The organism is Sphingomonas piscis, assembly GCF_011300455.1.
Classification (GTDB): Bacteria; Pseudomonadota; Alphaproteobacteria; order Sphingomonadales; family Sphingomonadaceae; genus Sphingomicrobium; species Sphingomicrobium piscis.
Map to the genome: position 1 here is coordinate 848917 of NZ_CP049869.1, position 14617 is coordinate 863533.

Genomic DNA, 14617 nt, shown 5'->3' on the forward strand with positions numbered 1-14617 from the left:
GGGCGGCAACATGCTGATCCACACAGAAGCCACGCCTAATCCTGCGACTCGAAAGTTCCTGCCCGGCCAGACCGTCATGGAAGCGGGCAGCCGCGACTTCCCGGACGCGGCAAGCGCCGAGGCGTCGCCGCTTGCGGCCGCGCTCTTCACAAGCGGCATGGTGGAAGGCGTCTTCTACGGCCGGGACTTCATTTCCGTCACGGCGGCGGAGGCGGTCAGCTGGTCCGAACTGGAGCCCTTGGTTCTGGAGACGTTGCTCGACCATTTCGTCAGCGGCACGCCCCTGTTCGCCCCCGGCACGGCTGCTGGCATACAAATCAGCGACGATCCGGCCTTCGACGAAGACCCGGCCGATGCCGACATCATCGACCAGATAAAGGACCTGATCGAAACGCGGGTCCGCCCCGCGGTCGCGCAGGACGGCGGCGATATCGTCTACCGCGGCTACAAGGACGGGCGGCTGTTCCTGGCGATGCAGGGCGCCTGCTCTGGCTGTCCCTCCTCCACCGTCACGTTGAAAAATGGGATCGAGAGCCTGATCCGTCATTATGTTCCCGAAGTGGAGTCGGTGGAAGCGGTCTAGCCGCGCCACTATTCGCTTGCTTGGCGCCGCACGCTGTGGCCCAATCCGGAGCGAAGGACGAACTTCGCATGATCCTCGCCATCGACACGTCCAGCGCCGCCTGCACCGCCGCCTTGTTCGACGGCGACACGTGCATTGGCACCCGCGACGAGGTGATCGGTAGAGGCCATAGCGAACGGTTGGTCCCGATGATCGCCGAGTTGCTCGATGGCCGCCGGGCGGAGCAGATCCTGGTGGGCGTCGGCCCGGGCAGCTTCACCGGCATCCGGGTTGGCATCGCCGCTGCGCACGGTCTGGCGATTGGCTGGGGTGCCGAAGTTCTCGGCTTCTACTCGCTTGCACTCCTCGCCGCTTCGGCGCCCTTGCCGGTGGCCGTCGCGGTCAAAGGCGGTCACGGCGAGCTGTTCGTTCAACAATACCCGTCGCTGTCAGATCCCGGCGAGCTGCTCAACCTCACGCCCTCGGAGTCGGGCCGGGCCGTCTCATTGGAGCGGGTAATCGGCTCGGGTGCCGCCCTCCTGATTGAAGCGCGCGGGCGCGGCGAGAGTATCGACGCTCTACTGTCGGCGCGCCATGCGTTATCGCTGCCGGAAGTACTGCGAACGCTGCCGCCGCGCCCGCTATACGCCCGCGCGCCCGATGCCAAATTGCCAACTGCAGCATGATCGATCAGGCGCAGGAACTCCGAGACCTGCAAGTGGACGAAGGCTCCGTACAGGACCTCGACGAGGTCATGGCGGTCATGAATGCAGCATTCGACATGGCATTCGGTGAGGCTTGGACAAGGGCACAATGTGCTGGAATTCTGCCTATGTCCGGTGTCAGCCTACGGATCGCGCGAACAGGGCCAACCGCAGTCGGCTTCTCTCTCTTCCGGATCGTGGCGGATGAGGCGGAACTTCTGCTCCTTGCCGTCGATCCGGCGCACGGTCGCAAGGGCATCGGACGAAGCCTTCTTGAAGACTTCGTGGCCTCATCGAAAGCTCGGGGCGCCTCGAAAGTTCATTTAGAAGTACGCGCGAATAATCAAGCAATTCAATTGTATAATAGTGCCGACTTCGTTCCGGTGGGCCGTCGGGCTAATTACTATACTGGCGCAGACGGCTCTCGTTTCGACGCGCTGACTTTGGCTCGTCCGATCTGAAGAGGTCAGGTAGCTACCTGAAGTTGCACTTTGCTAGCGACGGGCATATCCAGTAGTGATGGCGTTTGCCGAAGCGCCACCCCTTTGCTCGGAATCAGGACATCAACAATGGCCGAAGATCAGGTTGTCGACGACACCTTGCTGACCCTCACCGCGGACATCGTCGCGGCACATGTCAGCAACAATAGCGTCGCCGTTAATGATTTGCCCAATCTCATCCAGAATGTGCACGGCGCCCTCAGCGAAATATCGGGCAAGCCGTCGGCTCCGGAAGCGAAGCCGGAACCCAAGGTGCCGGTGCGCTCGTCCATCAAGCCGGACTATATCGTCTGCCTTGAAGACGGAAAGAAGCTGAAGATGCTGAAGCGGCACCTGATGACTCATTATCAGATGACGCCTGACCAATACCGTCAGAAGTGGGGCCTCGCCGCCGATTATCCGATGGTTGCGCCCAATTATGCGGAACAGCGGCGATCACTCGCCAAATCGATCGGGCTCGGGACCACGCGCCGCCGCACGCGCGGCTCGGGCAAGTCCAAGGCCTGAGAGTTACAAGGGGACGCTATCGTGGCGTCCCCTTTTCTTTGACCCCGCGTCCGCATCTGCACTAACAACGACTCGATGCATCGCAACATCGACATCGAGCGGCTCTGCGCGGACAAGGGCTTGCGGATTACGGAGCAGCGCAAGACCATTGCGCGCATCCTGTCCGAATCGGAAGATCATCCGGACGTCGAGACGTTGCATGAACGCGCAGCGGCCGTTGACCCCAGGATTTCCATCGCCACCGTATACCGGACCGTCCGCTTGTTCGAAGAAGCGGGGATCCTGGAACGGCATGAATTCGGCGACGGTCGCTCGCGCTACGAGGCCGCCTCCGATGAGCATCACGACCATCTGATCGACGTCGAGACCGGAAAGGTCATCGAGTTCGTGGATGAGGAGCTTGAGTTGCTCCAGCGGCGGATCGCCGAAAAGCTCGGCTTCCGCCTCGTGGACCATCGAATGGAATTGTACGGCGTCGCGCTTGACCGCAATCGATAGACGGCCATCCTCAAATATTCGGGCCGCATGGCGGATCAGCCGCCTGCTGCTTTTGCTGATCGGCTACGCAGTCCCGCACATTTGTTGCGTGTGGTTGAGGGGGACGTCTCCCTGGCCGTATCGCTTTTTGCGTGCAGCCGCGCGCATCTGCGGGCTCGAGGTCCGGTCGGTTGGTCCGAAGCCATATCCGCACACCCTCTTGATCGCGAACCATCTCAGTTGGCTCGACATCTTGGTTCTCGGCAGCGCCACGGGCTGTGCCTTCGTGTCCAAAGACCGGCTTGGAAACCGGTTGATCCATTGGCTCGCGGATCAGAACAACACCCTTTATGTCGACCGCAGCGCCCGTCGCGCCGCTGGCGATCAGGCGACATCGGTTCAAGCTGCCCTTCAGCGCCGACCACCACTGGCGATCTTTCCGGAAGGCACGACCGGCCATGGCAGCGGCCTGCTGCCATTCCGATCCAGCCTGCTGGCCGCGGTGGCGCCACCGCCGCCCGAGGCGCACGTTCAGCCGGTCGCAATCGACTATCTTTCGTCAGTCCGGGAGGTCGCCTGGTTCGACGAAAGCGGGCGGGCCAATGCCATGCGACTGCTGGGGCGTCAGGGAACAATCCCCGTTACCGTGCGCCTGCTGGAGCGTTTGCCGGCCATGACGGACCGCAAGGCACTCGCGGCCTTGGCGCAGGAACGGATTGCCGCATCGCTCGCCGCTTCAAGTTCGATCAGCCATCCCCTATAGCGGCAGGCCAATGACTCCCCGCACCTTCCGAATCAAAAGCTTCGGCTGTCAGATGAACGTCTATGACGGCGAGCGGATGGCTGAACTGCTCAGCCGGCAGGGACTGACTGCGGCGGAAGGCGACAATGCCGATCTGGTCGTCCTCAACACCTGCCACATTCGCGAAAAGGCGGCCGACAAGGCCTACTCCGACGTCGGCCGCTTGCTTCGGGAGGACGGCTCGAAGCCGCTGGTCGCCCTTGCTGGATGCGTGGCACAGGCCGAGGGCGAAGAAGCGAAACGCCGGTCCAAGCTGATCGACATCGTCGTCGGCCCGCAAGCCTATCACCGCCTGCCCGAAATGGTGGACGCCGCCAGCCGAGGGGAACGGCCGGTCGACACCGACATGCCGGCGATCTCCAAGTTCGATGCCCTGCCGCATCGTCGGCGCGCTAACCCAAGTGCCTTCCTGACCGTGCAGGAGGGCTGCGACAAATTCTGCACTTATTGCGTGGTGCCTTACACCCGTGGGGCGGAAATTTCGCGACCGTGGAGCGACATCGTCGCCGAGGCCTATTCATTGGTTGAGGCCGGCGCTCGGGAGATCGTGCTGCTCGGCCAGAATGTGAATGCTTGGAGCGGCGAAGATGATCGTGGCCGCCCGGCGGGTCTCCACACGCTGATCCACGCCTTGGCGCGCATCGATGGGCTGGAGCGCATCCGCTACACAACCAGCCATCCCACCGACATGAGCGACGCCCTGATCGCCGCGCATGGCGAAGTCGACAAGCTGATGCCCTATCTCCACCTGCCGGTTCAGTCGGGCAGCGACCGGGTGCTGAAGGCGATGAACCGAAGCCATTCCACGGACAGCTATCTCCGCACGCTGGAGAAGGTGCGCTCGGCACGACCTGACATTGCGCTGTCGGGTGACTTCATCGTCGGCTTCCCCGGCGAGACGGAGGCCGAGTTCGAGGACACGCTGAGCCTCATCGACGAGGTTCGCTACGCCGCCGCTTATTCGTTCAAATATAGCCCCCGGCCCGGCACGCCCGCCGCCAGCATGCAGGAGGATTTCATTTCCAAGGATGTGATGGAAGATCGCCTCGCCAGGCTTCAGAGCCGTGTGGCGGTGCACCAGCTGGCCTTCAATCAGGCGACGGTGGGCAGCGACACGCAGATCCTCCTTGAGCGGCCGGGCCGTCGTTCCGGGCAGATGATCGGCCGTTCGCCGTGGCTCCAATCCGTACACGTCGAGACCGGCGCGACCATCGGCGATCTCGTCGATGTCTCGTTGGTTGCCGCCGGCCCGAACAGCATGACTGGCGCGCTTACGGCCAAGGCCGCCGCCTGATGGCCCGCCGCGACGCTGCCGGGCCCGACCGCGCCCGCCTCGAACTCGAGTTCGAACAGCCGTACCTCATCGGACCGTTGTTCGGCGATTACGACCGGCACCTGATCACCATCGAGAACCACTTCGGCGTGCACATCGCCGCACGCGGCAACCGGGTGCAGATCGAAGGCGATGCGGACAGCGCAGCGCGCGCGCGGGAAGTCTTGCTTGGCCTTTATAACCGCCTCGATGAAGGTCAGGACGTCGACGCCGCTGCGGTGCAGGCGGTGCTCGGCATGGCCTCTCAGCCGGTCCTCGATGGAATCGTTCACCAGGAGGTGGGCTCGCCGCCGCGCGTGATGATCCGCACGCGCAAGAAGACCATTGTTCCCCGCTCCGCGGTCCAGACGGAGTATATGGAAGCGCTGGCCGGCGAGGACATGATCTTCGCGCTTGGGCCCGCAGGCACCGGCAAAACCTACCTGGCAGTGGCACAGGCCGTGGCGCAGATGATTTCGGGCAGCGTCGACCGGCTGATCCTGTCGCGTCCCGCGGTTGAGGCCGGCGAGCGTCTGGGCTTTCTGCCCGGCGACATGAAGGAGAAGGTCGATCCTTATCTTCGCCCGCTCTATGACGCACTCTACGACATGCTTCCGACCGAGCAGGTTGAGCGGCGCATAGCTTCCGGGGAAATCGAGATCGCGCCGATCGCCTTCATGCGCGGCCGAACGCTCAACGACGCCTTCATCATCCTTGATGAGGCGCAGAATACCACGCCCGCGCAGATGAAAATGTTCCTGACGCGCTTCGGCATGCGATCCCGGATGGTCATCTGTGGGGACCCCAACCAGGTCGACTTGCCTGACCCGGGCAAGTCAGGTCTTGCCGATGCGGTATCGCGCCTGTCGGGCGTGAAAGGCATCGCCACGGTGAAGTTCAGCTCGGCCGATGTCGTCCGCCACCCGTTGGTCGGCCGCATCGTCGACGCTTACGAAGGACCGGGCGCGTGATGCTGGACATCGCCATCGAAGCCGATTCGGAGTGGGACAGTAGCAGCGGCTGGGAGGCGCTGGTGCGCCGCGCCGCTGAAGCCGCTATCGCCGAAAGCCTCTTCCCGCACCTCGCTTCGACTGAGCGTTCGGTTGAGCTTTCCGTCAGGCTGACCAGCAACGAAGAGGTACGTGCCTTGAACGCCCAGTGGCGTGACAAGGACAAGCCGACCAACGTCCTATCCTTTCCGCTCGCCGAGGCCGACGAGCTAGAGGCTGAGGCGCATGACGGGCCGGAGCTGATGCTCGGCGACATCGTACTGGCCCATGGCGTCTGCAGCACCGAGGCCAAGGACAAGGCAATCAGCATGGAGGCGCACGCCTCTCATTTGCTGGTGCACGGCACACTCCACTTGCTTGGCTACGATCACGGCGACGATGATGAGGCGGCCGACATGGAAGCGCGCGAGGTGCGAGCTCTCGCCCGCCTTGGGATTGCCAATCCCTATGCGGAGGCGCGCTGATGGCCACGCGTAGCGACGACGACGGTGGGTCGCGCATCTGGCGCGGCGTTCGTCACCTCATTTTCGGCGACGAGAGCGAACCCACGCTCCGCGACCAGATCGAAGAAGTGATCGATGAAGCCGAGGGCAGCCGACCGCAGTCTGGCGACCTGACGCCTCACGAGCGGCAGATGCTGCGCAACCTGTTGCACTTGGACGACCGCACCGCGGGGGACATCTGCGTTCCGCGCGGGGAGATCATGTCGGTCGCTTCGACGATCAGCTTCGACGATCTCGTCGCCGCTTTCGCCGATGCCGGCCATAGTCGTCTGCCGGTCTACGGCGAGAGCCTCGACGAGGTGATCGGCATGGTTCACATCAAGGATGTGTTCATGGCCAATGTCGATAAGAGCCGCGACCGCGCCATGACTGCCCTGCTCCGCAATCCCCTCTTTGTGCCTGAATCGATGGGCGTGCTCGACCTTCTCGCTCGCATGCGCGCCGAGCGGGTCCACCTCGCCATCGTCGTCGACGAGTTCGGCGGGACGGAAGGTCTCGTCACCATCGAAGACGTCGTCGAGGAGATCGTCGGCGACATCGAGGATGAGCATGACGAGCAGGAGGGCGCCATGCTCGTGATGCTCGACGATGGCATCTGGGAAGCGGACGCGCGGCTGGAAATCGAGGAGCTGGCAAGCACGGTCGACGCCCGGCTCGTCAGCGAAGAGGATGATGTCGATACGCTTGGCGGCCTCGCCTTCCTGCTCGCTGGCAAAATTCTTCAGCCGGGCGATTCGGTATGCCATGCCAGCGGCTGGCGGCTGGAATCGATTGCCGCCGATTCCCGGCGCATCCTTCGGCTCAGACTGCACGCACCGGATGGTAGCGCACAGGAATAAGCGCGGCTTGCCGTTGCCGCCGATGTGTAGGATTATCGAAGAAACCCAAGGCTATGGAGATATCATGATCGCTCGTTTCGCTCTCGTTGCGCTCGCCTGCTGTGCAAGCAGCGCCGTCGCCCAAAGCGGCAATTGGATGGTCGACCTTCCAGCCTCCCCTCCCGCCAAGCCGGCCGCCGCTGCCACCGGCTCGGGTCCCTCGCTGAAGGCCGGCACGGAAGTGAAGCTTGCGCTCGCTCCGGCAGCCAAGGGCAAGAAGCTGGGCGTTGGTCAGCGCGTTCCGCTCACGGTCGCATCCGACGTGAAGCTTGGCTGGACCACGGTCATCCCGGCAGGGACCGAGGCCGAGGGCGAAGTAACCGCAGTGAACGGCGGCGACCTCACGGCCAAGCCGCTGTACGTCCGCGTGAAGGGCAAGGCGGTTAAGCTCGCCGGCACCTTCGGCTCCAGCGGCAAGGCAACACTGGGCGAAGACCTCAAGGTCAACAACTAAGTCGCAAGCAGCTTGACCATGTTCGCTCGCCTCGCGCGCCATTCGGGAGTGGCGGCGCTGGCGGTTGGAGCGGTGTCGGCACTGGCGTTCGAGCCGATCGGCTTCACTCCGCTGATGCCGATCGCCATCGCCTTGCTGTGCGCCTTGCTGTCGCGCGCTGAAACGGCTCGGCAAGCTCTGCTGGTCGGCTGGCTGTTCGGTCTTGGCCAGTTCGTGGTTGGTCTGAACTGGCTTCCGACCTCCTTCACCTATCAGGCGAACATGCCCGCCTGGCTGGGCTGGCTCGCTCTTTTGCTGCTCTCGATTTACCTTGCGGTCTTTCCGGCGCTTGCAACCGGATTGGCGTGGCGAGTGGGCCGCAGAAATCCGATGGCCCTGGTGGTGGCTCTCGCGGGCACGTGGGGCTTGACCGAATGGCTGCGTGCAACTGTCTTCACCGGTTTCGCATGGAACCCGCTGGCGGCTTCCGCCGTCGGCGAGACCCGCTTCCTGGTTCCATTGATCGGCACCTATGGCGCATCGATGTTCATCGCTCTCGTGGGCGGTGGCATCTGGCTCATGGTAGAGCGCAGGAGCCGCGCCTTGTTCGCCATCGCCGCTGCAGGGATCGCGGCGGGCTTCGCCATCGGTGTGATCTTCGAACCCCCGGCCTCGGCCAGCAAGGCCGTCAGGATCGTTCAACCCAACATCGGGCAGGAACAGAAATGGCGTCCCGGACTCGCCGATGACGCCTTCGCGCGCCTGGGGCGGCTATCGGTCGGCGGCGCCACTTCGCCCCGGCTGCTGTTCTGGCCCGAAGTGGCTGTGCCGCAACCGTTTCAGCTAATCGACTCGACCGGCTCCGGTGCCTCAGTGCCACTCCCCCGGCACAGCGGGCGGCATCCGTTCTGCGCCCGGGCGACCTGTTGTTGACCGGCGCCTTCGCCATCATCGCCGACCCGCTCGGCCGCGTAACGGGAGAGACCAACAGCGTTGTCGCGCTAACGACGGAGGGCAGAATCCTCGACCGGTACGACAAGGCTCATCTGGTGCCCTACGGCGAATATCTGCCGATGCGGCCGCTCCTCGAAACGATCGGGCTGTCGCAACTCGCGCCCGGTCAGGGGGACATCAGCTATGGTCCCGGGCCGGCAACCATGACCTTGCCAGGCTGGGGCAAGGTCGGTCTTCAGGTCTGCTATGAGATCATCTTCTCCGGCAAGGTGGTGGACCGGAACGACCGGCCCGACTTCATCTTCAACCCGTCCAACGACGCCTGGTTCGGGCGCTGGGGTCCGCCGCAGCACCTCGCCCAGGCGCGGCTCCGGGCCGCGGAGGAGGGGCTTCCCGTAATTCGGTCCACCCCGACGGGAATTAGCGCGATCGTCGATGCACGGGGAAGGATCATCAGCTCCCTGCCTTGGCGCACAGCCGGTGTCATCAACGGCACCATTCCATCGCCAACGAGCCGCTTCACACCCTTCGGATGCGTCGGCAACGTCATTCCATTGTCGCTCGCGGCATTGCTGATCATCGCCGCCATTGCCCTGTCGTCGCGGCAACGCTATCGGGCGACATAAGGATTTCCTTATATCGTTAAGTCCGTGACACACGGCCCTTTGTTCGAGGACCTCTACCTTCCATGCGCACTTCCTACCTCTTCACGTCCGAATCGGTTTCCGAAGGCCACCCCGACAAAGTCGCGGACCAGATCAGCGACGCGATCGTCGACCTGTTTTTGTCCAAGGACCCGGAAGCGCGCATCGCGTGCGAAACGCTGACCACCACTCAGCTCGTGGTTCTCGCGGGTGAGATCCGGTGCAAGGGCGTTTATGAAAATGACGCCTGGGCGCCGGGCGCGAAGGAAGAAATCGAAACGGCCGTTCGCGACACGGTGAAGCGTATCGGTTATGAGCAGGACGGCTTTCACTGGGAAACGCTGACCTTCCACAACAATCTGCACGGCCAGTCGGCCCACATCGCGCAGGGCGTCGACGCCAGCGGCAACAAGGACGAAGGCGCCGGCGACCAGGGCATCATGTTCGGCTTTGCCTGCGACGAGACGCCGGATTTGATGCCGGCAACCCTTTACTACAGCCATAAAATTCTGGAGCGCATGGCAGCCGACCGCCATTCGGGTGTGGCACCGTTCCTTGAGCCTGACGCCAAGAGCCAGGTCACCTTGCGCTTCGAGAATGGCAAGCCGGCAGCGGCGACGGCGATCGTCGTCTCGACGCAGCACGCCAAGGGCTACGACCAGGGTGAGCAGGAGGCGGAGCTTCACAATTATGTGAAGAGGGTCGTTGCCGACATTCTCCCGGCCGAGCTGCTGAGCGATGAAACCGTCTACCACATCAACCCGACCGGCTCATTCGAGATCGGTGGGCCTGACGGGGACGCCGGCCTTACCGGCCGCAAGATCATCGTCGACACGTACGGCGGCGCGGCTCCGCACGGTGGCGGCGCGTTCTCGGGCAAGGACCCGACCAAGGTCGACCGCTCGGCCGCCTACGTATCGCGCTACCTGGCGAAGAATGTCGTCGCTGCGGGCCTGGCGACCCGCTGCACTATCCAGCTTGCTTATGCGATCGGCGTGTCGGCCCCGCTTTCGCTCTATGTCGACACGCACGGCACCGGCACCGTCGGCGACGATCAGATTGAGGCCGCCATCGGCAAGATCGAGAAGCTCGGCGGTCTGACCCCGCGCGGAATCCGCACGCACCTTGGCCTCAACAAGCCGATCTATTCGAAGACGGCCGCCTACGGTCACTTCGGCCGCAAGGCGGAAGGCGACTTCTTCCCGTGGGAGCGGACCGACCTCGCCGAGGATCTCAAGGCAGCGCTGAACGCCTAACGCACAGAGGTGGTGGCAGGCTCGTCGTCGGTGTCGTGGACGCCGACGCGATGCTTGTAGACGAGATCGCCACCCTTCCAGCCGCTGTAGCCAAGCACGACCACCGCCGCGAGCGACAGGAAGACGCCCAACGAACCCACGCCATCGTCGGCGGCATCGTTGCTGAGCCGCGTAACCAGGTTGATGATCTCGATCACGACCACGGCAACGTTTGCCATCATATGCTTCAGCGCGTCGCCGGTGCGGCGGATGCGGTCGTCGCCCATATAATCGATGATGCCCGTGGTCGCGGCCAGCGCTGCCGTGGCAATGCCAAAGCCGAGCAGCCACTTCGATGCTTCCGGCCAGCCGCTGTTGTCGGTCGCAAGAAAGATAACATCGGTCACCAGCGCGCCGATGAAGCAGGCGATGGGCAGCGGAACGAGCATCGGGTGCATGGGGTGCCCGGCGATCTGCGCCGTGCTCTTAGGGTTCCTGCCGTTCATCCAAACTCTCCCTGTTACCTGAAAGCTCAACGAACGCCCCGATGCGAAGTTGGATGCTTGGCGTTGAGCCCGCGCGCTTAGGGCTTTAGGCGCATCGTCCCATGACCGCGCACAAACCCGGCGATCCAACCACCCTCAACCGCCTGTACGGCCGTTCCAGCGGGCACAAGCTGCGCGCGGGTCAGCAGGAACTCATAGACAAGCTGCTGCCGCAGATCAGTGTTCCCGAGGAAGGCGAGATCACGTCGGCCGGACTCTTCGGCGATCCCCGCCCCTTCATTTCGAGATCGGGTTCGGCTCGGGCGAGCATCTTGCGTATCGCGCCGACCTGCTGCCCGATCACGGCTTCATCGGCGCCGAACCGTTCCTCAACGGCGTCGCGGTTGCCCTTACCCACCTCCGCGACCAGAACCTGCGCAACGTGCGGCTGTGGCATGGCGATGCGCTGCAGGTCCTCCGGCGCGTGCCGGACGGCGCGCTGAGCTTTCTTTACCTGTTGCACCCGGATCCCTGGCCGAAAGCGAGACATTCGAAGCGGCGAATGGTCAACGACGGACCGCTTCGTCTGTTCGCCGACAAGCTGAAGGCGGGCGGCGAACTCCGCATCGCAACCGACCATCCCGTCTACTTGGAATGGACGTTGATGGTCATGCAGCGCTGGACGGCGACGTTCCAGTGGTTGGCCGAGAAGCCGTCAGACTTCCTCGACCCGCCAGGGGGCTGGATCGAGACCCGTTACGGCGCCAAGTCGCGCCGTCAGGGACGCCGGCCTTATTATCTGCGGTATCGGAAGTTCTAGCTCTTCGGTTCCAGCCGGAAAATGCGGCCGCCCGTATCGCCATCTTCAAGAAGATAGACCTCGCCGCGCGGACCTTGGTCGACGCCGCGCACCCGCATCTCCATGTCCCACTGTTCGGCCTTGCGCGCCTGGTCTCCGCTGATGTCGACCCGGATCAATGCCAGCCCGGACAGTGCGGGAATCAGGGCATCGCCCTTCCACGCCGAGAACAAGTCGCCGCTGTAAATCAGCAGGCCCCCGGCGAGATGGATGGGTTCCACCATGCCTTTGGTTCTTCGAAGCCGCTGCTCGCGTGCGCGTCGGGGATTTCGCCACCGCCATAGTGGCTGCCATAGGAAGCCTTCGGCCAACCGTAGTTTTTTCCCGGCGTGATCAGGTTGAGCTCGTCGCCGCCCTGCGGTCCCATCTCCGTTTCCCACAGCCGGCCGTCGGGCGCGAACGCGATGCCGAGCAGGTTGCGATGCCCAATTGACCAAAAGCTGGCGGCAATCCCGCCCTGGTCTGCCCAAGGGTTGCCGGGCACCGGCGCACCTTCCGCAGTAAGGCGGAGCACCTTGCCGAGCTGACCATTGGTTTCCTGGGCCGGGGTCATCTTTTGGCGGTCGCCCGACGTGACGAACATGTTGCCGTCAGGCGCGAAGGCGATCCGGTGCGAGAAATGACCGTCACCCGTTACCTTCGGTGCCTGACGCCAAACGACCTTGAAGCCTTCGAGCCGCGGCACGCCACTACCCATGACCAGCCGCCCGTAACCGACCACCGCACCGCTGGTACCGTTCGCTCCACCTTCGACGTAGCTGAGGTAGACGCGCTGATTCCCGGCGAAGTCCGGGTGGGCGACGACGTCGCCAAGTCCACCCTGCCCTGCAACCTTAACCGTCGGAACACCGGTGACCTGCTGTTTCTTGCCGGTAGCCGTATCCAGAAGCCAAAGCTTGCCTTCCTTCTCCGTCACCAGCGCCATGGTCGTTAGCGATACGCCGCTGCCCGGCAGGAATGCCATCGCCCAGGGCGAATCGAACTTCGCGATCTCCGTGCTTGTGAAAGGAGGCTCACCGGACGGGGCGGCCGCTTGCTGCGCCGGCTGCGATGGAGCCGCTTGTCCGCAGGCCGCCAGTGCTACGGCAGAAAGCAGGTAAGCCAGTTTGTAGCGCATCGATTCCATCCCTCGTCGGTTGCCGTTCACACGAACTCGTGATCGGACTGTCTCTTGCAATCTTCCAACTTGCTCTCCGTTGCAACAGCGGTCCCAAAGACCATCATTACCCAGGCCGAGGCGAAGTCGCTGGCGGCAGATGCGTTCGGCGGACGCCCTGCCCTGTTCGATCGTCTGGCAGGCGTCTTTGACAATGCCGGCATCGATACCCGGCACATCGTCGCGCCGAAAGAATGGTATACCGAACATCGCGGCTGGGCGGAGCGTAACGCGCTCTACCTCCAATCCGCCGAAGCGTTGTTCATCGAAGCGGCGACCAAGGCCTTGGAGCTCGCCGGCGTTGGTGGTGAAGAGATCGATGGGGTGGTCACCGTCTCAACCACCGGCATTGCAACGCCGAGCCTGGAGGCGCGTGTCAGCGGGCGTATGGGCTTTCGCTCCGACATCCGCCGAGTCCCGGTTTTCGGCCTCGGCTGCGCAGGCGGGGTAAGCGGCATGGCCACCGCGGCGAGGCTTGCAGCCGGGGAGCCGGGCAGCCGCTGGCTGTTCGTCACGGTGGAAACTTGCTCGATCTCGATCCGTCTCGACAGCAACGATCCGGCGGCAGTGGTCGCGACGGCCCTGTTCGCCGATGGAGCGGCGGCGGCCGTCGTCGGCGCGGGCGAGCCAGTCGCCAAGATTACCGGCTCGGCGGAGCAATTGTGGCCTGACACGCTGAAGATCATGGGCTGGGATGTCGAGGACCCGGGCCTCGCGGTGATCTTCGATCGAGCGATCCCGCCGTTCATCGAAGCCGAGCTGCGCAGAGCGATGGGCGGAATGCTGCAGTCGCTCGGCATCGATTGGAGCGACGTGGACCGCTTGTGCAGTCATCCTGGCGGAATGAAGGTTCTCCAGGCCATCGAGGCCGCGCTTGAGCTTCCCGACGGAAGTCTAGACGTCGAACGAGATGTCTTGAGGGAGTATGGCAACATGAGCGCGCCAACCGTGCTGTTCGTCCTGGAACGGCTATTGAAACGCGGACTGCCTGATCGTGCGCTGATGACCGCCTTCGGCCCCGGTTTCACGTGCGCCGGCCTGCTGCTGGAGAAGGCATGATGTGGCTTGGCGTTGCCATAATGGCCTTTGTCACCGCGCAGCGGCTCGCCGAACTTGGGCTGGCGCGAGTCAACACCGAGCGGCTGCTGGCGATGGGCGCAAAGGAATATGCGCCCGGCCACTATCCGCTTATCGTCGCCGTCCACACCGGTTGGCTCGCCGCGTTATGGTGGCTTGCTCCGGGCCGAGATGTACAATGGCTGTGGCTGATCCTGTTCGGCCTGCTCCAGATCGGCCGCGTCTGGGTGATACAAACCCTTGGGCCGCGCTGGACGACGCGCATCATCGTCCTTCCGGACGCACCCCTCGTCACCGGTGGACCTTTCCGGCTTGTGCGCCACCCCAACTATCTCGTCGTTGCCGGAGAGATTGCCGCTTTGCCGCTGGCGTTTGGGCTGTGGCAGGTCGCGCTGATCTTCTCGATTCTCAACGCGCTCGTTCTGGCCGTCCGCATCCGTGCGGAGAATGCGGCGCTTGGCAGTCAGGCATAGCTTGCGCCCCGCCGGGCTTGGGCCTATATCGCTCTCCTCTCCTCTA

Annotated in this window: 17 protein-coding genes and 2 pseudogenes; 17 read left to right on the forward strand and 2 right to left on the reverse strand. The window is 63.7% G+C overall.

Annotated elements, in window-relative coordinates:
* Window positions 1–10: 10 nt before the first annotated feature.
* From G7077_RS04200 to metK, 14 genes are all read left to right on the forward strand, one after another.
* The gene (locus G7077_RS04200; protein WP_166410618.1) at window positions 11–583 is read left to right on the forward strand and encodes a NifU family protein; all 573 of its coding nucleotides are present in this window, start codon (window positions 11–13) and stop codon (window positions 581–583) included.
* 68 nt (window positions 584–651) lie between these two features.
* A complete protein-coding gene (tsaB, locus tag G7077_RS04205) occupies window positions 652–1248 on the forward strand; it encodes a tRNA (adenosine(37)-N6)-threonylcarbamoyltransferase complex dimerization subunit type 1 TsaB (RefSeq protein WP_166410619.1) in 597 nt (198 codons plus the stop codon).
* Window positions 1245–1727 (forward strand): ribosomal protein S18-alanine N-acetyltransferase, encoded by a 483-nt coding sequence (rimI, locus tag G7077_RS04210; RefSeq protein ID WP_166410620.1) that lies wholly within the window; start codon window positions 1245–1247, stop codon window positions 1725–1727. Before tsaB ends, rimI begins: the two co-directional genes overlap by 4 nt.
* A gap of 108 nt (window positions 1728–1835) precedes the next feature.
* Window positions 1836–2273: a Ros/MucR family transcriptional regulator gene (locus G7077_RS04215; protein ID WP_166410621.1), complete on the forward strand. Its 438-nt coding sequence runs from the start codon at window positions 1836–1838 to the stop codon at window positions 2271–2273.
* A 75-nt stretch (window positions 2274–2348) separates the two neighbouring features.
* Window positions 2349–2771: a Fur family transcriptional regulator gene (locus G7077_RS04220; protein WP_166410622.1), complete on the forward strand. Its 423-nt coding sequence runs from the start codon at window positions 2349–2351 to the stop codon at window positions 2769–2771.
* Between the two features lie 127 nt (window positions 2772–2898).
* Window positions 2899–3513, forward strand: a complete 615-nt coding sequence (locus tag G7077_RS04225) for a lysophospholipid acyltransferase family protein (protein ID WP_246167377.1) — start codon at window positions 2899–2901, stop codon at window positions 3511–3513.
* Window positions 3514–3523: 10 nt separating this feature from the next.
* Entirely contained in the window at window positions 3524–4846 is a 1323-nt protein-coding gene (miaB, locus tag G7077_RS04230; protein WP_166410624.1) for a tRNA (N6-isopentenyl adenosine(37)-C2)-methylthiotransferase MiaB, read from the forward strand.
* A complete protein-coding gene (locus G7077_RS04235) occupies window positions 4846–5835 on the forward strand; it encodes a PhoH family protein (protein WP_166410625.1) in 990 nt (329 codons plus the stop codon). The genes miaB and G7077_RS04235 overlap by 1 nt, the downstream gene beginning before the upstream one ends.
* Window positions 5835–6338, forward strand: a complete 504-nt coding sequence (gene ybeY / locus G7077_RS04240) for an rRNA maturation RNase YbeY (RefSeq protein WP_166412318.1) — start codon at window positions 5835–5837, stop codon at window positions 6336–6338. Before G7077_RS04235 ends, ybeY begins: the two co-directional genes overlap by 1 nt.
* The gene (locus tag G7077_RS04245; protein ID WP_166410626.1) at window positions 6338–7216 is read left to right on the forward strand and encodes a hemolysin family protein; all 879 of its coding nucleotides are present in this window, start codon (window positions 6338–6340) and stop codon (window positions 7214–7216) included. The genes ybeY and G7077_RS04245 overlap by 1 nt, the downstream gene beginning before the upstream one ends.
* Window positions 7217–7280: 64 nt before the next feature.
* Complete coding sequence (locus G7077_RS04250; RefSeq protein ID WP_166410627.1) at window positions 7281–7709, forward strand: hypothetical protein; 429 nt, start codon at window positions 7281–7283, stop codon at window positions 7707–7709.
* An 18-nt stretch (window positions 7710–7727) separates the two neighbouring features.
* Window positions 7728–8621, forward strand: a complete 894-nt coding sequence (locus tag G7077_RS14055) for an apolipoprotein N-acyltransferase (protein WP_246167380.1) — start codon at window positions 7728–7730, stop codon at window positions 8619–8621.
* Window positions 8615–9268, forward strand: coding sequence for an apolipoprotein N-acyltransferase (gene lnt, locus G7077_RS14060; RefSeq protein ID WP_246167382.1), 654 nt, complete (start codon window positions 8615–8617; stop codon window positions 9266–9268). Before G7077_RS14055 ends, lnt begins: the two co-directional genes overlap by 7 nt.
* A 62-nt stretch (window positions 9269–9330) precedes the next feature.
* On the forward strand, window positions 9331–10542 hold the full coding sequence (gene metK / locus G7077_RS04260) for a methionine adenosyltransferase (protein ID WP_166410628.1): 1212 nt from the start codon (window positions 9331–9333) through the stop codon (window positions 10540–10542).
* On the opposite strand, the gene G7077_RS04265 is transcribed toward metK, so the two are convergent.
* Window positions 10539–11027 carry a DUF2231 domain-containing protein gene (locus G7077_RS04265; protein ID WP_166410629.1) on the reverse strand — a complete coding sequence of 163 codons (489 nt, stop codon included), beginning with the start codon at window positions 11025–11027 and terminating at the stop codon, window positions 10539–10541. The two genes, metK and G7077_RS04265, sit on opposite strands and share 4 nt — an antisense overlap.
* 101 nt (window positions 11028–11128) lie before the next feature.
* On the opposite strand from G7077_RS04265, the pseudogene trmB reads away from it, so the two are divergent.
* A pseudogene (gene trmB, locus G7077_RS04270) lies at window positions 11129–11826 on the forward strand (tRNA (guanine(46)-N(7))-methyltransferase TrmB).
* Here trmB and G7077_RS04275 read toward each other — a convergent pair.
* Window positions 11823–12991 (reverse strand): annotated as a pseudogene (locus tag G7077_RS04275) (PQQ-dependent sugar dehydrogenase). The pseudogenes trmB and G7077_RS04275 overlap by 4 nt on opposite strands.
* 45 nt (window positions 12992–13036) lie before the next feature.
* On the opposite strand from G7077_RS04275, the gene G7077_RS04280 reads away from it, so the two are divergent.
* Together G7077_RS04280 and G7077_RS04285 are read left to right on the forward strand one after the other, a co-directional pair.
* Complete coding sequence (locus tag G7077_RS04280) at window positions 13037–14080, forward strand: type III polyketide synthase (protein ID WP_166410630.1); 1044 nt, start codon at window positions 13037–13039, stop codon at window positions 14078–14080.
* Window positions 14077–14571: an isoprenylcysteine carboxyl methyltransferase family protein gene (locus G7077_RS04285; RefSeq protein WP_166410631.1), complete on the forward strand. Its 495-nt coding sequence runs from the start codon at window positions 14077–14079 to the stop codon at window positions 14569–14571. Before G7077_RS04280 ends, G7077_RS04285 begins: the two co-directional genes overlap by 4 nt.
* Window positions 14572–14617 lie beyond the last annotated feature (46 nt).